The following is an 18,341-nucleotide window of genomic DNA, read 5'->3' as shown; positions in this document are numbered from 1 at the left end:
AAAAGGGATGAGGCATCTATGGAGATCACTCGCGAACGTTACGATGTCGTGATCATCGGAAGCGGCGGCGCCGGGCTCCGCGCAGCGCTCGCTGCGGCGGAGCAAGGGGCTCGCCCTGTCATATTGACGAAAGGCGAGCCGCAGCGGTCGGGAGGTACTCTCTCGGCCCATTATTCATTTTGCGCGGTTTTGCCGACTGCGAAGCCGGGCGACAGTCCGGAGCTGTTCGCGGAGGATATCATCCGTTCGGGCGAAGGCATTTCGGATCCGCGGCTGGTCAAGGTGTTGGCGGAGCAGGCGGGCGAGGCGGTCGCTTTCGCCCAGCGGCTGGGCGTAATCTTCGATCCGGCGGAACCCGGCAGCAGCGAGCCTCACCTGGGCTGGCTGGCAGGCCATACGCACGCCCGGGCGGTTCATGTCGGAAACGCCGTCGGGCGCGAGGTAGTCCGGGTGCTGCTGAAGGCGGTCAGAAAAGCCGGCATCCCCATCCATTCGTTTACCTATGCGACGGATTTGATCGTGGACGGCGGCCATCTCCGGGGCGTGGCCGCGTATCATTTGCCCAGCGGAGAGCTTCGGATGTACGAAGCTCCGGCAGCCATCGTGGCGACCGGCGGCGGCAGCCAAATTTACGAACTGAATACGAATCCGCTCGAGGCGACCGGAGACGGGTACGGACTCGCGCTTCGCGCCGGCATCGAATTGGCGGACATGGAATTCGTTCAGCATTACCCGACTGTCATGGTGTCCCCGCCCGGCGCAAGAGGCCTGATGTTCAATTCCGGCATTTTGATTCCCAAAGGCGCCCGGCTGCTGAATCGCGACGGCGAGGATTTCTGGGATCGGCACGGGGCGGGCCCTCTGAAGGAAGCGACGCGCGACGTGATGTCCCGCGTCATGTCCCAGGAGATTGCCGCGGGAAAAGGGACGGATGCGGGCGGCTTGTACATCAGCACCCGGGGGATGGATCCGGACGAGTTTCCGCAGATGCAGCAGAAGCTGCTGGAGGATTTGGGGGTGGCCCCGGACGCCGTGGACCGGGAAGTCGCGCCCGGAGCGCACTATTTCATGGGCGGCTTGCGGATGGAGCCGGACGCGGCGACCAGCCTGCCCGGCGTATTCGCGGCAGGGGAATGTTCGGGCGGGATTCACGGCGCAAACCGGCTGGCCGGAAACGCGTTGTCGGAAAATCAGGTGTTCGGCGCCATCGCCGGCCGGAACGCGGCCGCGTTCGCGCTGCGGCATCCGCTTCCGGCCGCGGCGCCCGGGAATTTTCCGGCGCTTGCGGAGGCGCTGGAGCCCGTCCGGCGGATATTAAGCCGCCGGGGCGCCGGGGCGGGCGCGGCGGAGAAGCCGCAGGAGGGATGGGCCGAGGTCCAGTCGCTCATGCAGCGCTTCGTCGGCGCGACCCGGACCGCCGAAGGCCTGGAGTCGGCGAACCGGCGCTTGGCCGCGCTGCGGGAAGAGCTGCCGGAGCGCCTGGGCTTGCGGGATTCGTCGTTGGTTTACAATAGAGATGCCGGCAAAGCGCTGGATTTGCGGAATATGGTCGAGACCGGCTGGAGCGTGGCAACTGCCGCCCTGGAACGACGGGAAAGCCGCGGGGCGCATGTGCGCCTTGATGCTCCGGACCCGGACGAAGAATGGACGTGCAGTCTCGCGCTCCGTTTGGACGGCGGGACGGCTCGATTTCGCAAGCTTTGGCACAAAGAGGTGAAGCGCCCATGACCAGGGGAACGATCGTGAATTGCGAGGTTGCGCGCAAGGCTTCCGCCGAGGGAGAGACGACTTTCGCGGCCTATGAAGTTCCTTATCGGGAAGGAATGACCGTTCTGGATCTGATGCGCCATATCGCGGACGAGTTGGACGGAACGTTCGCTTTCTACGACCACTCCTGCAAACGGGGATTTTGCGGGAGCTGTCTGGTTAAAGTCAACGGCAAAAACAGCCTTTCCTGCAGGGTGCTCGTTCCGGACGGTCCGCTGCGGCTGGAGCCCGCGCTCAAAACCGCAAAAGACTTTTGGCCGGCCGATTCGCAACTATGAAAACCAAAGGAGCAATGCACAATGACGACGATATCCGCTTTTTTCCGGGAGCAAGCCGCATCGCTCGGGTCTCGGCTTATCGAGATGCGCAGGGAACTGCATATGCATCCCGAGCTTTCGAACGAGGAGCATGATACGACGGCGCGGATCCGTTCATGGTTGACGGAAGCGGGCATTCGCATGCTGGATTTGAAGCTGCCGACCGGCGTGCTGGCCGAGATAAAGGGAACTCATCCCGGACCGACGATCATGCTTCGCGCCGACATCGACGCCCTGCCGGTTAACGAGGAGACGGGCTTGCCGTTCGCTTCGACCGTCCCCGGGAAAATGCATGCGTGCGGCCATGATTTCCATACGGCATCGATGATCGGAGCGGCGAAGCTGCTGCAGGAGCATGCCGGCGAGCTTCATGGGACGGTACGCATCCTGTTCCAGCCGGCGGAGGAACTGGCTGTCGGCGCCCGCGCGGTCATCGAGGCGGGGGCGCTCGAAGGCGGTGCCGCGGGGTTCGGCATGCACAACAAGCCGGGGCTTCCCGTCGGGACGGGCGGCATCCGGACGGGGCCCTTGATGGCGTCGGTCGACCGCTTCGAAATCGAGGGGTTCGGCAAAGGAGGGCATGCCGGGATGCCCGACACGACGATCGATCCGGTCGTCGTCAGCAGCGCGATCGTGGGCGCGCTGCAGACGCTGGTAAGCCGGAACGCCAGCCCGCAGCATGCGGCGGTCGTCAGCGTGTGCAAGCTGCAAGCCGGATCGACCTGGAACGTGATCCCGGATACGGGCGTTCTGGAAGGAACGGTGAGAACGTTCCAGCGGGAAGCGAGAGAAAAAATTCCCGGGCAAATGAAACGGGTCGTCGAAAGCGTCGCCGCCGGATACGGGGCCGAGGCTCGCTTGAAGTGGACTTCGATGCTGCCCGCGGTGAACAACGACGCGAGAATGGCGGAAATCATGCATTCGGCCGCCGCTGCCCAAGGGCTGCAAATCGTCGAAGCCGCCCCTTCCATGGGCGGAGAGGATTTCGCCCTGTATCAGGAGCGTCTGCCGGGCTGCTTCATCTGGATGGGAACCGGCGGGACGGAGCAGTGGCATCATCCGAAGTTCACGCTGAACGAAGACGCGCTTTCGATCAGCGCCGCCTTGTTCGCCGAAGCGGCCGTACAGGCGCTTAAATCGGTCGGATGAGCGCGGATTCCCTCACGCGCCGTCTCGCGGAACGGATCGTCCGTTCCGATCCGTTGCGCGACGAACGGGCGGCGGAAGCCGCCCGCGCCGCCGTACTGGACTGGCTGGCGTCGGCGCTGGCCGCCCGAGACGACGCGGGCGCGGACAAGATCGCGTCGGCGCTTGGAGTCGGCGCGGATCGGAAGGTCGCCGGCGCCGCATCCGTGCTCGGCAGGAGGTATCGCCTTGCCGCGCCCGATGCTGCGCTCGTGAACGGCTACCTCAGCCACGCGCTCGATTACGACGACGTTCATGAGAGCGTCCGGGGCCACCCGAGCGCCGTCCTCATGCCCGCGCTGCTGGCGGAAGCGGAAGAGCGCCGCGCGACCGGCGCCGCGTTTCTGTCGGCGTACATCGTCGGGGTAGAGACGATGTGCCGGCTCGGCATGGCGCTCGGTTCCCGGCATTACGAGGCCGGCTGGCACAGCACGGCCACGCTTGGAGCGCTTGGAGCGGCTGCCGCCTGCGCGCGCCTTGCCGGGCTGGACGTCGAGTCGACGAGCCGCGCGCTCGGTTTGGCCGGCACGCAGGCCGGCGGCCTCCGGGTTCATTTCGGCAGCGACGTCAAGCCGCTTCATGCAGGCTTCGCCGCCCGTTCCGGCATGCTGGCCGCGCGACTGGCCGCCGCGGGAGTCGCGGGAGCGGCGGAACCGCTGGACGGCCCGCTCGGTTTTCTTTCGGTTTTCAGCGGGGGAACGGCAACTCCCGGCAGGGCCGTCCGGGACTGGGGACAGCCGTGGCAAATCGTCGAACCGGGCATGTGGTTCAAGCTGTATCCCTGCTGCTCCGCGGCGCACCATGCCGCGGATGCGGCGCTGGCCATCCGGGCGGCCCGCAGGCCGGCGCCGGCGGACATCGAGAGCGTGACCGTCAGCTTTCCGCCCGGCGGAGACGCCGCTCTCGTCATCCGGGAGCCGAAGACGGGAGTGGAGGGGCGGTTCAGCGTCGAATACGTCGTCGCGGCCGCGCTGACGGACGGGGACCTTGGCGTCGAGACGTTTTCGGACAAGCCGATTCGCCCCGATCTTGCGGAGCTGGCGGCCAAGGTGGAGCGCCGTTGCGACCGCGAGCTCGTCCCCGCGCCGAACGCGATGCCGAAAGGGCGATTCACGGTCGTGAGCGTTGCGCTAACCGACGGAACGACATGGACGGAGCGGGTCGATTGCCCGCGCGGAGCGCCGGGACGCCCGCTTTCGGCGGCGGAGCGAACGGCCAAATACGAGGACGCCGTGCGCGGCCTTCCCGACGCTTGGAGAGAATTGCCGGGCCGGGTGGCCCGGTTCGAGCAGCTTGCAGATTTATCTGCGTTGATTCCCGACATCTAGCCGTTCGTTCGAGCGCATCCGATTGCCGAAGCCGGCCTGACGGGAATGCGTCGCCCAGAACGTGGTTCGAGAGTCGACCGTCATATGCGATGCGATGAACCCGGCGCGCTCCGGGAGCTGAGCGCGGTTCGGAAAAGGCGGGGGGGTCGCTCGAACGCCGACCTGGGCATATGGACGGGAACGGGGAATTTGATTGAAAGTCGTACAATGAGAATCGCGAAGCGGCAGATAATGGGTTTCTGTTCGCGATTCAGAAAGAATAAGCTTCATGTCGCTGGAAACCTTGTTGCAACGACCCGGGCGGTTGAGCCTATGTTGGATTTTATCCAATCGACGGAGTGAGAAACGAGGAAACCTCGGTCTATAGTGGATTTTATCTAACGAGGACAGGGAATTCCGGACGCAATCTTCGAAAAAGCCTTGCCTGATTGGACAAAATCCAACGGAGCTGGCGAATTTTCGCGAAAAGGCCGCTTTCGATTGGACAAAATCCAACGAAGCCGAGCCCGCCAAATGAAATTGAACCGGCAGAGAGCGGCAAAGCCGTCCTTCTTCGAAAATCGTACAAAATCGCGCTTGAAACCGGCAGAAGCGAGGGTTTTGTATGAAAATTCATACAAAGACATGCGCGAAAGCGGCAGATGCGAGACTTTTGTACGAAAAATCATACAATATCGCGCGCATAGCCGTCAGACGTGGCGACGGCGGAGCGACGGAATCGATAAATTTGTACGAGAAATCGCACAGAATTCATGATTTTGCCGATTACGACGAATTCGATATGGTGGGTCACGGACAAGCGGCGAAAGAAGCCGGTTGCCTCGGGCAGGACGCGATATCTTCGAAGTGCCGCTGGGAATAGGTACACCGTGAAACGTTGGAATATTTGCGATATGACTTCGAGATCGATCAACTAGGAGGAAACCAACATGCCGTCACATGTCATCGATATGATCATGCTTCAAAACAATTTCGGCACCGCGGAAATGCGCCAGGTGTGGTCGGACGAGAGCCGGCTGCAGAAGCATCTGGACGTCGAGGCGGCGCTCGCCCTTGCGGAAGCGGAATTGGGCCTCATCCCCGCCGAAGCGGCGGCGGTCATTGCGGACAAGGCGAAGGTAGAGCTGATGAACATCCAGGAAATCGCGCTGGAAGTGCTGAAGGTCAAGCATTCCCTGATGCCGACGCTGAAGGCGCTGCAAAAGCTGTGCGGTCCCGAGCACGGGGAATGGGTGCACTACGGCGCGACGACGCAGGACATCGTAGACACCGGGATGATGCTGCAACTGAAGGAAGCCCATCGCATCATCGTGCGCGATTTGCGCGCGGTAGCCCGCGAGCTTGCCCGCTTGGCGCGCGAGCACCGGGAAACGCCGATGGCCGGACGCTCCCACGGCATGCAGGGCTTGCCGACGACGTTCGGCTTCAAAGTCGCCGTGCTGCTCGACGAGGTCATCCGCCATCTGGACCGGCTGCGCGAAGCCGAAGCCCGCGTGTTTGCCGGCGTGATGGGCGGCGGCGTCGGGACGTACGCTTCGTTCGGGCCGCAAGGTCCTGAAGTGGAGCGGCTGACGATGGAGCGACTGGGCCTCAAAGCCCCGAACATTAGCTGGCACTCGTCCCGAGACCGTTCGGCCGAATATGCCGGCCTGCTCGGCATGATCAGCGGCACCCTCGGCAAAATGGGCAACGAATTTTACAATTTGATGCGCACGGAGATCGACGAGGTGGAGGAGCCGTTCACTTCCGGGAAAATCGGTTCCTCGACAATGCCGCACAAGCGGAATCCGGCGGCGCTGGAAGGGCTCGCGAGCCTGACCAAGCCGGTCCGCTACAATGCGGCGCTCGTGCAAGAGTCGATGATCGTGGAGCACGAGCGCGACGCGATGTCGTGGCGCGGAGAATGGATCGCGCTGCCGGAAAGCTGCATCTATCTCGCGTCGCAGCTCGCCTCCGCGAAGGCGATTCTGGCGGGACTCGTCGTGAAGCCGGAAAATATGCTGCGGAACTTGAATATGCTCGGCGGGCTGCTGCTGTCCGAGCGCGTCATGTTCGCCCTTGCGAAGCCGATGGGCAAACAGACGGCTCACGAAGTCGTGTACGAGCTGTGCATGAAGAGCGTCGAAGAAAATATCCCGTTCCGCGAGGTGCTGATGGAAGACGCCCGGGTCCGGGAGTCGGTCAGCCGGGAGGAACTGGAACGGCTGATGGATCCGTCCACCTATTTGGGCTCAGCTCCGCAAACGGTGGACCGGGTGCTGGCGGCTGCCGAAGCGACGGGCTGGCTGAAGGAGGACGACCAAGGATGAGCGAGAACCGGAACATTGCATGGGGAGAGCTTGAAGCGGCGCCGGGCGAGTATGCGGCCGGCATGGTGAAGGTGGCGGAGCTGTCTCACGGCGGCTCGGTGCAAATGCCCGTCATGATCGTGAACGGGACGAAGCCGGGGCCTCGCCTGTGGCTCAACGGGGCCATTCACGGGGACGAGCTGAACGGCCCGATGGCGATTCGCGGCCTGCTCCCGCGCCTGGATCCGCAGAAGCTGGCGGGGGCGATCATCGCCACTCCGATCTCCAACCCGCTGGCTTTTCACGCGCGCCAAAAAAATACGCCCCAGGACGGGCTGGACATGGACATGCAGTTTCCCGGAGACGCGAAAGGGACGCTTTCCCAGCGGCTTGCCCACCTTTTGTTCGAACAAATCCGGCGGCTCGCGACGCATCTGATCGATTTTCATACGCTCGGCACACCTTATGACGCGCTTCCCTACACCGTGTTCAAGCGGTTGCCGGCGGCCGAGTCGGACGTTTGCGACCAGGCGGAACGAATGGCCAGGGTTTTCGGCGGAACCGCGCACTGCCGGGTCGATCTCGGGGGGAATCTGAACGAGCTGCCGGGCAACGTGGCCGGATTCCTGGACGTTCAGTGCCTGAAGCACGGCATTCCCGCCTTTATGACGGAGATCGGCTCCGGCGGCCACATTCAACCGGACATGGTCGCTTTCGGGGAAAGAGGCATTATGGCGGTTCTGCACGATTTGGGCATGTGGCCGGAGAAGCCGGACGCGCTTGAGACGGCCTCTGCCGCAAAACCGCTTACGCTGACGAGACGGCGGTTTCTTTATGCGGATCATGGCGGCATCGTGACCGACAGCGCCCCGAGCGGGTCGATCGTGAAGCAAGGGGAACTGATTTGCCGCATCGTCGATATGTTCGGCACCGTGCAGGCAGTTCGCGCCGAACAGGATACGTACATTATCGCTTCCCGGAAAAACCCGCCGGTCGACACCGGCGACCGGGTGGCGTTCGTAGGCATCGAATGGCAGGAGGACGGAGGACAACATGGCTAACTTTCGCATGGCAACTTTGGAAGACGGACCCGCTTTGCTGGATTTGACGCTGCGCGCCTATGCGCCGATCCGCGAGCTTGGCATCAACTTCGCCGCCGCTACGGCGGATTTGGCTCTGGTGGAGAAAAACATCCGGGAGCACATGTGCTTCGTGATGGAAGAGGACGGGAAAATCGTCTCCACGATATCGGCGAGAATGCCGTGGGGACCGAACCCGGGGCCGTTCGGCGTGCCGCATCTGTGGTGGTTTGCCAGCGATCCGGAAGCGGGACGGAAAGGAATCGGCCGGGAAATGATCACGTGGTGCGAGGAGACGATGGTCCGGGATACGCTGAAATCCCCGGCCGTCTCGCTCGGCACGGCCGACCGTCATCCGTGGCTGATCGAAATGTACAAGCGGCGCAATTACGAAATCCAGGGCACCAAGGATTTGGGCAAAGGGCACATTACGATTTTCATGAAAAAAATACTCATTCCGGACATGCCGGCGCAAGGAGGACACTGAAATGGATCGCTTCTCGCTCGACGGCGCTCCGGTATTCGAAGCGCTGCGCAACCCGGTCATCGATCAGATGACGCGCCACTCGTCGGTTCGCAGCTTCGATTCAGGCCGCGAGCTTCCCGAAGGGGTCGTCGAAATGATGATGGCTTCGGCCCAAAGCGCGCCCACGTCCTCCAACTTCCAATCGTGGAGCGTCGTCGTCATCCGCGACCCGGAGCGGAAAAAGCAAATGCAGGAGCTGTGCGACAATCAGGGGTTTATCGGCGAGGCGCCGCTGTTCCTTGCCTTTTGCGCGGATACGTACCGGCATCGTCAGGTAACCGCCAAGCAAGGCTATCGCTTCGGCTCCGATTATTTGGAGCTGCTGCTCGTCTCCGTGATCGACAGCGCCCTGGCCGCGCAGAACGCCGCGCTGGCTGCGGAAAGCATGGGGCTCGGCTGCTGCATGGTCGGCGCGATCCGCAATCGGGCGCGCGAGGTGGCCGAACTGCTGGAGCTTCCGCACGGCGTGTTCGCGACGGCCGGACTGGCCGTAGGCTATCCTTCCCGTCCGAGCGGCGTGAAGCCGCGCCTTCCGCAATCGGTCGTCGTACACCGGGAAAAGTATTCGGCCGAATCGATGGAGGAAGGCATCGCGGCTTACGACGAACGAATGGCGAAAACCGATATTTACAAGGGGCGGCGGGTTCGCATTCCCGGCGTCACGCCCGAGCCCGAACAGGATACCGGGCATTACGGTTGGGCTGAGCACACCGCCCGGCGGATGGCGCGCGGCAACGAATTCCGCCGCGGCCTGGCTCCTTTTTTGAAAGAACACGGCTTTGTGCTTGAATAAGCGGCATGATCGGCACAACTAGAGACGAGCGAAGGAAGGAGCCAGTTCAATGACCCCTGCGTTGGGAAGAGATCTGTTGTTTCAACTTCTGCAAGATTACGAAGTGGCCCACGTATTCGGCAATCCCGGAACGAGCGAACTGCCCTTCATCGACGGGTTTCCGAATTACGCGGATATCGAATATGTCACCGCGCTGCATGAGGCGAACGCGGTCGGAATGGCGATGGGCTACGCCAGGCAATCGGGCAAGCCCGGGGTCGTCATTCTTCATGTCGCGCCGGGCCTGGCGAACGGCATGGGCAATATTTACAATGCGTATCGGGCCGGCATCCCCCTAGTCGTGATCGTCGGGCAGCACCATACCCGCATGCTGATCGAGGAGCCGATTCTGGCGGGAGATCATGTCGGGCAAGTCCGCAGCATGACCAAGTGGGCGCACGAGGTGCGGCATGCGGAGGAGCTGCCGACCGCGCTGCATCGCGCGTTCAAGGTGGCGATGACGCCGCCGCACGGCCCGGTCTTTCTTTCGATCCCGTACGATATTTCGCTGGCGCCGGCCGCGGTCGAGCGCCTGAGCCCTCCGACGAAGGTGGCCTCCGGATTCTGCGCGGAGCGATCGGCTCTGGAGGAGATCGCGAAGGAGCTTTTGGACGCGAAGCGTCCCCTGATCGTGGCGGGAGACGGCGTCGGAGACGCAGATGCCCATCTCGAAGTGCAGCGGCTGGCCGAACAACTCGGCATCGGCATCATGTCCGAAGGCATGCCGACGAGGCAGAATGCGGATAACCGGCATTCCCACTTTGTCGGAACGCTGCCGATGAACGCAAGGCAAATCCGGCAAACGTTGGGCGAGTACGACCTTCTTTTCTACGTCGGCGTAGGCGCCCAGGCGCCCGTCGCGCTGTACGATAACGGCGGAAGCCTGGTACAACCCGGCACGAAGGTCGTTTACTTGCACGACGATCCGTGGGAGATCGGCAAAAACGTGACCGGAGGAACGGGTGCCTGGGGCGAGATCAAGGCGAGTCTTGCCGCGTTAATCGGCATCGCCAGCGAATTGTCGGCTCCCCTTCGGGAGGAGATCCGGCGCAGAGGCGAAGAGGTCGCTTCCAAAGCGCAGGCTCGGCGGACGTCGTTAGAGGCGGCGCTGCTGGCGGACCGCGAAAAAGGGGCGATCTCCGCCAAAATCGTCGCCGCGGAGCTGGCGAAGCTTCTGCCGCGGGACGGCAAGTTCACGCTGGTCAACGAAGCGGTATCCAACGCGATGCCGTTCGTCGAGTACGTTCATCTCTGGGATCCGAAGCAGTATACGGCGGGCAAGGGGGGCGGTCTGGGCCACGGCTCCGCGCAAGCCGTCGGCACGGCGATTGCCGATCGCGACCGAACCGTCGTCAGCCTGCTCGGGGACGGGACGTTTTTATATTATCCGCAAATTTTATACAGCGCGGTGAAATCGAAGGCCCGCGTTTTGTTTCTCGTCGTGAACAACCGCGCTTACCACGTTTTGAAAACGGGTCGAAAAGCGATCGGAGCGCCGCTTGGCGATCACTACCTGGACTGCCTGGATCTTGACGGACCCGCGGATTTGCTCCCGATGGCGGAAGGATTCGGAGTGCCGGCCGAGCGCGTAACCGCGATCGAAGCGCTGCCGGACGCCCTGCAAAGAGGCTTGAACGCCCAGGGACCCTACTTCCTGGATATCGCGGTAACAACCTGAGGAGGAGGCTGCGGCCATGGACGCGAACTTGTACATTAACGGAGAATGGGTCGAGACGGAAAAACGGATCGACGTGGAAAATCCGGCGACGCTCGAAACGGTCGGATCGATCGCTTATGCGGGGAAAGCGGAAGCGCTGCGCGCGGTCGAAGCCGCGGAGGCGGCGCTGCCCGCCTGGCGAAGCCGGACGGCGGCCGAACGGGCGGCGCTGCTCATGCGCTGGCATCGGCTGATCGACGAGCATAAAGAAGAAATCGGCCGCATCATGACGCTGGAGCAAGGCAAACCGCTGCCGGAAGCGATCGGCGAGGTGAATTACGCGAACAGCTTCCTGTCCTGGTTTGCGGAGGAGGCGAAGCGGGTTTACGGACAGACGGTGCCGGCATCCGCGCCGAACAAGCGCCTTCTCGTGTTGAAGCAGCCCGTGGGGGTCGTAGCCGCCATCACGCCGTGGAACTTTCCGGCCGCGATGATTACGCGCAAGGTGGGCCCGGCCATCGCGGCCGGCTGCACCGTCGTCGTGAAGCCTTCGGAGTTTACGCCGCTCACCGCCTACAAGCTCGTCGAGCTCGCCCATGAAGCGGGGATTCCGGCGGGAGTGATCAATGTCGTCACGGGGAACGACAAGGAAATCGGGGAAGCCTGGATGTCCGACGAGCGCGTGCGCAAGGTGTCCTTCACCGGCTCGACTCGCGTCGGCAAGCTGCTCATGCGCCAGGCCGCGGATACGGTGAAAAATATTTCCCTCGAACTCGGGGGCCATGCTCCGTTTATCGTGACGCAAAGCGCGAACCTCGATTTGGCCGTCAGAGAGCTGATGGCCCCCAAGTTCCGCAACGCCGGTCAAACGTGCATGTGCCCGAACCGCGTATACGTGCATGAATCGATTCGGGATGAGTTCGTACGGCGGCTGACGGACGAAGTGCGGAAATTGAAGGTCGGGAACGGGCTTGAGGAGGGCGTTGCCGTCGGCCCGCTCATTAACAAGGCCGCGGTCGAAAAGGTAGACGCCCATCTAGTGGACGCTCTTGTCAAAGGGGCCAAGCTGGAGACGCCCGCAGCGGATCCTGCGGCAATCGGCAAAGGCTACTTCGTTCAGCCCACGGTCCTGACGAACGTAACCGACGATATGCTCTGCATGCAAGAAGAAACGTTCGGGCCGGTCGCTCCGGTTGCGACTTACCGCACGACGGAGGAAGTTGTGCGGCGCGCGAACGCTTCGCGCTACGGCCTTGCGGCGTACGTCTTCACCCAGGACCTTCAAGAGGCTTTCGCGATTTCGGAAGGGCTGGAATACGGGATCGTCGGCTTGAACGACGGCTTGCCCGCAACGGCCCAGGCGCCGTTCGGCGGCATGAAGGAGAGCGGAATCGGCCGGGAAGGCGGGCATTGGGGCATCGAGGAATTCATCGAAGTGAAATACGTTTCGTTAAGTTTGGGTTAACGGCTAAAGGCATGGCGAAACCGCGAATGCCGCTTCCTTGCTCGCTTTGCGAGGGGAGCGGCATTCGCGGTTTTTTGGGGTCCGTTATTTTTTAAACGCCACGCCCTGTTCGGCCAGCCGCTCATGCAGCCGCGGAATGGAGATGTCCGCTACGGGAACGTCCGCTTCGATCGCAAGCGAGGCGGCGATGCCGGCGGCCTGGCCGAGAGCGAAGCAGGTCGCCTGCACGCGCATCGAGGACATGGCGACATGGGTGGCGGAAATGCTGCGCCCGGCGACGATCAAGCCTTCGACGCTGACCGGCAGCATGCAGCGGTACGGAATGTCGTAGCCGTCCAGCTTGCGTTCGTCCGTATTCGCGCCGCCGGTCGGGTTGTGGATGTCGATCTCGTAGTTGGTTTGGGCGACGACGTCCTCGAACCGCCTGCCGCTCGTCAAATCGTCCTCCGTCAGCGTATAACGGCCTTCGATCTGGTTCGTCTCCCGCACGCCGACCTGACCGGGCACGTGGGAGAGGATATAATTTCCATGCTCGTGGCGCTGCAGGTAGTTGGCGACGGAGAACACTTGCCGCAGCGCTTCTTTTTCCGCATAATTGACGTCTTCGATCTTCGCGCCGTTCCCCTTGACCCGCGTCATATTGACGAGCAGCGTGCCGTTGCCCATTCGGCTCCAGTACAGGTGGCGGCCTTGCGGCAAATCGGATACCGATTCATAGCGGTAACAATCCTCCGGCAAATACTGGCGCACCGGCTTGCCCGTATCCTGCATCATGAACATCAGCGTCATCGGCTGGGTCAACCCGTCTTCGTCGCGCCCCGAGCGGATCGGCACGCCGGCGTCCGATGCCACCCTCGCGTCCCCGGTACAGTCGATGAAGACGCGGCCTTCGAACGCCCGCAGCCCTTCCCGCGTATTGGCGATTACGCCCGCAACCCGGTTTTCGTTCATGACGGAGGCGACGAAGCTCGTGTGGTAATAGACGTACACGCCTTCTTTTTCGAGTTTTTGATTCAAGTAATGGCGCAGCTCGAAAGGCGAATACTGCGGCCAGATCGACTCGTGATGCGAATCCGGCAGCGCGTCGGGAAGAAATTCCGAAATGATCTCGCGGTAAATCCCCGTTACGTTGCCGACTCCCATGAATATGCTTACATTTCCGAGCGTGCCCATCCCGCCGAGCTGGCCGGAATGCTCCAGCAAAATCGTTTTCCGGCCGGAGCGCGCCGCGCTGATCGCCGCCGCCGTGCCCGCCGGTCCCCCCCCGATCACGACGACGTCGGCTGAATCGTGGATCGGAACGGTTCGCTCCATCGTGACTTCCCGATTGGACATGTCTCAGGTCTCCCTTCGGTTTTTGCATCGTTCTCTTATTCGCCTCCATTGTAGGAAAAATGAAACCTCATTTATAGTTTCATTTTTGTTACAATTAAGGCGATTAACTTTCAGGAAGGAGCGAAGCGCCGAATGCCTCGACCGAAACCCGTGACCTTGCAAACGATCGCCGACGAGCTGGGCTTGTCGATTCATACGGTTTCCAAGGCGCTCCGGGGACTGCCGGGCATGTCGGAAACGACGCGCAAGGAGGTCGTCGACCGGGCGCGCGAGCTCGGCTACCGGACGAAAGAACAGGAGGCCGGAATTTCCGCCGAACGCATTCCTTGGACGCATGCGAAGCCCCGGCGTTTTGCGATGCTGATCGTCGGCGACTCGGACTTTCATCATATGCAGATGGAAGGGGTGCGCCTGCGCCTGAACGAGCTTGGCCATTCGCTGTACCCGCTGCTCGTGCCCGCCGCCGTTTCCGAAGGAGCGGGGCTGGAGGAATGGCTGGAGAAAAACGGGCTGTTTTTCGCGGACGGCCTGTTTCTTACCGCGGCCATTCCGGAGCGGATGGAAGCCGAGCTGCTCGCGCTGCCGATTCCGAAGGTGCTGCTGAACTACCCTCCCGATCTGGCGGAGGTGGACAGCGTCATTTGGGATGTGGAGCATGCGATTCACCGGTCGATGGAGGAGCTGTTCGATCACGGCCATCGCCGCATTTTGTATGTCGGCCCCATCGGGCCTACGCGGGGGTTCCGCCTGAGGTGGAGAGCCTTCGAGTCGGCGACGGCGAGGCTCGGACTGGGCGATACCCCGGACCCCCGCGACCATGCGACGTCTTCGCCGGACGACCGGGCGGCCTGGATGCAGGAGCTGGGGGACAAGCTCGGTACCGGGCGGTACACCGCCGTCATCAGCGCGATACCGGGCTTGGCCGAATGGGTATGCGTCGCGGCCGACTTCCTGAAGCTCGAGATTCCCCGCCATATCTCTCTCGTAGGGCTGGAGCACGAGGCGATCCCCCATTTTCCCGGCATGACGAGACCGCTGCTGCTCGTCCGGGAAGCCGGGGAGCGGGCGGCGGAGCTGATGCTGCGAAGGATCGCCAATCCGCAGCTGCCGTATGAGCATGTAAGGCTCAGAGGCGCGTTTTCTAGAGGCAACACGGTCGGGCGCCCGGCGCCTTGAAGTGTGGCACTGAATTCCTCCTATTTGAGCCGCCTGTTCAAAGGGAAACGGGCGAGTCGTTTTCCGGCTATGTGCTCGCCCGGCGGATGGAAAAGGCGAAGGAGCTGCTGCTCGAAGGGAACAAAGTGTTCGATGCGGCCTGCGCTGTCGGCTACCGGGATATCAGTTATTTTGCCCGTGTGTTTCGCAAATACTGGGGCGCGGCTCCGAGCGAATTAAAGAAATGAAATGACTAAACATCCGAAGGAACGGGTATACTGACATAGGGTTGTTCTCGGTCTTTAACAAAATGATTCGGATAGTGTAAAATCTCTGTGGGTGTAGGAATTGGAAAAAGCGGATATAGAAAAAGAGCTTCTCCCTTGGTAAAGTGATGTTTGCGCACAACACACCAAGAAGGAGGAAGCTCCTGTGAGCCACTTTACCACAACAATGCCGACGATGAAAGAGATTGAGCAATGGATTTTCCGGAAAATGCAGGAGGAATTCGCTCGTGCGATGAAGCAGGTACTGGAGGCGCTGGATCAGCAGATCCTGGAGCAACGGGACCGAGAGCGTTATCGAGTAAAGGACGAGCGTGAAACAAGCGTCAACACAGTGTTCGGGAATGTGCGCTTTAAGCGGAGATTGTACTGTGACCGTAGAAGCGGCAAACACGTGTATCTGCTGGATCAGCTGTTGCAATTCGAAGGGCGCGGGAAAGTCAGTCCGCATTTGGAAGAGACAGCAATCGCATTCGCAAGCCAAGGACCGTCGTACCGGGACAGCGCAAAGAGGCTGGAGCAGCTTTTGGGCTACAATGTGCTGAGCCACCAAGCGATCAGGGAAAAACTGATGGAGCGTGCGCAACAGCCGATGCCAGCGGTGAAACGGCGCGCTGCCCGCGTGCTGTTCGTGGAAGTGGATGGGCTGTACACGAAGCTGCAGCGGAGCAAAAAGGGCGGGATGGAGAACGCAATTGCAGTCGTACACGAAGGCTGGGAGAAGAACGGCAAGCGGGTACAGCTGAAGAACAAACAGCATTACCTGCATACGAGCGGCGGCGACTTCTGGGAAGGGTTCGGGGACTTTCTGGTGGAGCGTTACGAAATCGACGAGAACACGTGGCTTGTGGTGAACGGAGACGGCGCGGCGTGGATCGGGGAATGTACATCCTACTTTCACCAATGTCTGTACATGCTGGACCGCTTTCATGTGGCGCGTGATTTGAAACGCTTTGTTGGTCATTTGCCGCAGGTGTGGGAGACCGTGAGACGGTCTTTGGCCAAACAGGATGCAGCCGCGCTTATGGCGGTCCTGGAAGGCGTGTCGGAGCAAGAGATAGCGGAAGAGAACCGGAAGGATTGGAAGCCGTATAAAAGATTTCTAAAGCGGCATGAGAAGCATTTGGACGACTACCGAAAAACACTCCAGGCGAAGGGGATCGACACAAGCGGTATGCGCCCGATGGGAAGCGCGGAATCGCAGATGCGTATATTCGCCAAGCGGACGAAGCGTGGCGGGTACAGTTGGAGTGAGCGAGGCGTCAGGGCGATGCTGAGGACGATGATGAGGATTCAAGAAGCGGGCACGGTGGTAAGAACGGTTGAAGGACAAGCGAGTAAGCAGGCAACGCCGCAGCAGTCGATAAACATGCGGCAATTGCTCAAGAACGTGACGCAACCGGTCAAGGGTTGTATCGCTGGAATGATTCGCATGCTGCAAGGACCGAAGCAAAGCAGCACAACGGGTATGGCACTCAAAGCACTTCGCGGATAACGGCAAAAAATTCTGACAAATCACTTGTGTTTGATGAAAGAACGAAGCAAAGCGCTTACAAGGAAGAGGTTCCTTCGGGGTTCGCGTTCCAGGCATCTTAAATGACTGCCCACGCTAGCTTGACACTGACAATGATTCGCGGGTAATTTCCTTTTTCGCTCGAGTGTGGTACAATAAGAACCATTAAGATAGCGACCTAGCGAATTCACATATCGTAGAGGGTTATTCTTTAAAGCTTAATTAATAACCTTGTACAATATGTGATTTTTTATTTCCAAAGGAATGCGAAGATCACGTAAATTATTTAAGGTGGTAATGTGAAATGGAAACAGGAACAGTAAAATGGTTTAATGGCGAGAAAGGCTACGGCTTCATCGAAGTCGAAGGCGGCAATGACGTATTCGTGCATTTTAGCGCGATCGTTGGGGAAGGCTACAAAACGTTGGACGAGGGCCAACGCGTTGAGTTCAACATCGTGCAAGGCAATCGCGGCCCGCAAGCCGAGAATGTCGTAAAACTGTAAGAGCGAAACGCCAAAAAAGCCCCGAACTATCGTTTGGGGCTGTTTTTTTTTCGCCTCCGCAGGACAAAATCGCCTAGAAAGAGGGATCGGCATGTACAATTCGCGAAAAAAACCGTTGGAAGAAGTACCGACCGAATTAACCCCGATATGGTCTTGTTCGAACGAAAACTGCAACGGATGGATGAGGGAAAACTTCGTCCTTTCCCCGGTTCCGGTATGTCCCCAATGCCAGTCTGACATGCACAAGGACGAAAGAATGCTGCCCGTGATCGTAAACACGAGTTTCCCTTATCTCAGAAGCTGAAAAATGGCGTCGCGCGGCAAAAGACGGAGATTATCCGCTTTCGGCCGAGGCGGCGTTTTTTTTTTCGGCATCCTCCCGACGATCTTGGTTTCGAACCGCTTTCCGGTTGACAAAACACCATGAACCCCCTATGATATCGCTTAACATTTGCCATCGTTTTTCGGCATCGGGCATATAATGGCAGAGTGTCGTCTAATGGGGTGGCATTCTCATGGAAAGAAGGAAAGCGCAACATGAACGTAATCGATCAATTGCTGGCGGAATGGCTGGGCGAGTTCGAATGGCTGCTGCGGATCCTCGTCAGCGCGTTTCTCGGATTTTTGCTCGGGTTGAACCGCACCCACAAGCATAAGCCGGCCGGGGTCAAAACGTACATGTACGTAACGACGGCTTCCACTTTGATTACGATCGTTTCGATCCAGAGCGTAGTCAGATATTCGAACATAGAAGAGCATGCGATGATGGATCCGATGCGGCTTGCGGCGCAGATCGTGACGGGGCTTGGTTTTATCGGAGCCGGCATCATTTTGAAGGACGGGGCGCGGGTGATCGGCCTGACCTCGGCCGCGATGATCTTTTTCGCCGGGGGCGTCGGCATCGCGATCGGGGCGGGATTTTATACGGTCGTGTTATTCTCGCTGCTGGTGACGATGTTCTTTGTCAGACTCGGAGAGATGACCGAAAAGCGGAACAAGACGAAGCCGAACGCGAACGGTTCGGATTCGGAGACGCTGGAGTGAGCGGCGTCATATTTCGAAAAGCGATCGGACTTCCATTGCGGCGCGGGCCGGGACGGCAAGG

The 18,341-nt window shown here is 60.6% G+C and carries 16 protein-coding genes and 1 pseudogene; 16 read left to right on the top strand and 1 reads right to left on the bottom strand.

Translation table 11 applies throughout. The annotated features are described in order from the left end of the window. Positions 1-18: 18 nt before the first annotated feature. From B7E11_RS00720 to B7E11_RS00665, 10 genes are all read left to right on the top strand, one after another. On the top strand, positions 19-1,728 hold the full coding sequence (locus B7E11_RS00720) for an L-aspartate oxidase (RefSeq protein WP_080831743.1): 1,710 nt from the start codon (positions 19-21) through the stop codon (positions 1,726-1,728). Next, positions 1,725-2,045 (top strand): 2Fe-2S iron-sulfur cluster-binding protein, encoded by a 321-nt coding sequence (locus tag B7E11_RS00715; RefSeq protein WP_080831742.1) that lies wholly within the window; start codon positions 1,725-1,727, stop codon positions 2,043-2,045. The genes B7E11_RS00720 and B7E11_RS00715 overlap by 4 nt, the downstream gene beginning before the upstream one ends. Positions 2,046-2,066: 21 nt before the next feature. Beyond that, positions 2,067-3,233, top strand: a complete 1,167-nt coding sequence (locus B7E11_RS00710; RefSeq protein WP_080831741.1) for an amidohydrolase — start codon at positions 2,067-2,069, stop codon at positions 3,231-3,233. After that, a complete protein-coding gene (locus tag B7E11_RS00705) occupies positions 3,230-4,597 on the top strand; it encodes an MmgE/PrpD family protein (RefSeq protein WP_080831740.1) in 1,368 nt (455 codons plus the stop codon). The genes B7E11_RS00710 and B7E11_RS00705 overlap by 4 nt, the downstream gene beginning before the upstream one ends. 929 nt (positions 4,598-5,526) lie before the next feature. Beyond that, complete coding sequence (gene purB, locus B7E11_RS00690; protein ID WP_080831737.1) at positions 5,527-6,906, top strand: adenylosuccinate lyase; 1,380 nt, start codon at positions 5,527-5,529, stop codon at positions 6,904-6,906. Continuing rightward, positions 6,903-7,946, top strand: a complete 1,044-nt coding sequence (locus B7E11_RS00685) for a M14 family metallopeptidase (RefSeq protein WP_080831736.1) — start codon at positions 6,903-6,905, stop codon at positions 7,944-7,946. The genes purB and B7E11_RS00685 overlap by 4 nt, the downstream gene beginning before the upstream one ends. Then, entirely contained in the window at positions 7,939-8,451 is a 513-nt protein-coding gene (locus tag B7E11_RS00680) for a GNAT family N-acetyltransferase (RefSeq protein ID WP_080831735.1), read from the top strand. The genes B7E11_RS00685 and B7E11_RS00680 overlap by 8 nt, the downstream gene beginning before the upstream one ends. Before the next feature lies 1 nt (position 8,452). Beyond that, on the top strand, positions 8,453-9,283 hold the full coding sequence (locus tag B7E11_RS00675) for an NADPH-dependent oxidoreductase (protein ID WP_080831734.1): 831 nt from the start codon (positions 8,453-8,455) through the stop codon (positions 9,281-9,283). Positions 9,284-9,332: 49 nt separating this feature from the next. Then, entirely contained in the window at positions 9,333-11,000 is a 1,668-nt protein-coding gene (locus B7E11_RS00670; RefSeq protein WP_080831733.1) for a thiamine pyrophosphate-binding protein, read from the top strand. Between the two features lie 16 nt (positions 11,001-11,016). Next, positions 11,017-12,444: an NAD-dependent succinate-semialdehyde dehydrogenase gene (locus B7E11_RS00665; RefSeq protein WP_080831732.1), complete on the top strand. Its 1,428-nt coding sequence runs from the start codon at positions 11,017-11,019 to the stop codon at positions 12,442-12,444. Positions 12,445-12,528: 84 nt separating this feature from the next. On the opposite strand, the gene B7E11_RS00660 is transcribed toward B7E11_RS00665, so the two are convergent. Beyond that, positions 12,529-13,779 carry an FAD-dependent oxidoreductase gene (locus B7E11_RS00660; RefSeq protein ID WP_080831731.1) on the bottom strand — a complete coding sequence of 417 codons (1,251 nt, stop codon included), beginning with the start codon at positions 13,777-13,779 and terminating at the stop codon, positions 12,529-12,531. A gap of 132 nt (positions 13,780-13,911) precedes the next feature. Here B7E11_RS00660 and B7E11_RS00655 point away from each other — a divergent pair, with 132 nt between their 5' ends. From B7E11_RS00655 to B7E11_RS00630, 6 genes and pseudogenes are all read left to right on the top strand, one after another. Further along, positions 13,912-14,955, top strand: coding sequence for a LacI family DNA-binding transcriptional regulator (locus tag B7E11_RS00655; protein WP_080831730.1), 1,044 nt, complete (start codon positions 13,912-13,914; stop codon positions 14,953-14,955). Positions 14,956-14,964: 9 nt separating this feature from the next. Then, positions 14,965-15,182: pseudogene (locus B7E11_RS28645) on the top strand (helix-turn-helix transcriptional regulator); the annotation flags it as partial. 184 nt (positions 15,183-15,366) lie between these two features. Further along, positions 15,367-16,713 carry an ISLre2-like element ISTco1 family transposase gene (locus B7E11_RS00645; protein ID WP_080831729.1) on the top strand — a complete coding sequence of 449 codons (1,347 nt, stop codon included), beginning with the start codon at positions 15,367-15,369 and terminating at the stop codon, positions 16,711-16,713. A gap of 322 nt (positions 16,714-17,035) precedes the next feature. Continuing rightward, positions 17,036-17,236 carry a cold-shock protein gene (locus B7E11_RS00640; RefSeq protein WP_080831728.1) on the top strand — a complete coding sequence of 67 codons (201 nt, stop codon included), beginning with the start codon at positions 17,036-17,038 and terminating at the stop codon, positions 17,234-17,236. Between the two features lie 91 nt (positions 17,237-17,327). Beyond that, the gene (locus B7E11_RS00635; protein ID WP_080831727.1) at positions 17,328-17,540 is read left to right on the top strand and encodes a cold-shock protein; all 213 of its coding nucleotides are present in this window, start codon (positions 17,328-17,330) and stop codon (positions 17,538-17,540) included. 233 nt (positions 17,541-17,773) lie between these two features. Beyond that, on the top strand, positions 17,774-18,280 hold the full coding sequence (locus B7E11_RS00630; RefSeq protein ID WP_080831726.1) for an MgtC/SapB family protein: 507 nt from the start codon (positions 17,774-17,776) through the stop codon (positions 18,278-18,280). Positions 18,281-18,341 lie beyond the last annotated feature (61 nt).

Origin of the sequence: Cohnella massiliensis, assembly GCF_900169535.1 — a bacterium.
GTDB lineage: Bacteria > Bacillota > Bacilli > Paenibacillales > Paenibacillaceae > Cohnella > Cohnella algarum.
The sequence above is the reverse complement of the archived record's forward strand: the minus strand, read 5'-3'. Positions and strand labels throughout refer to the sequence as shown.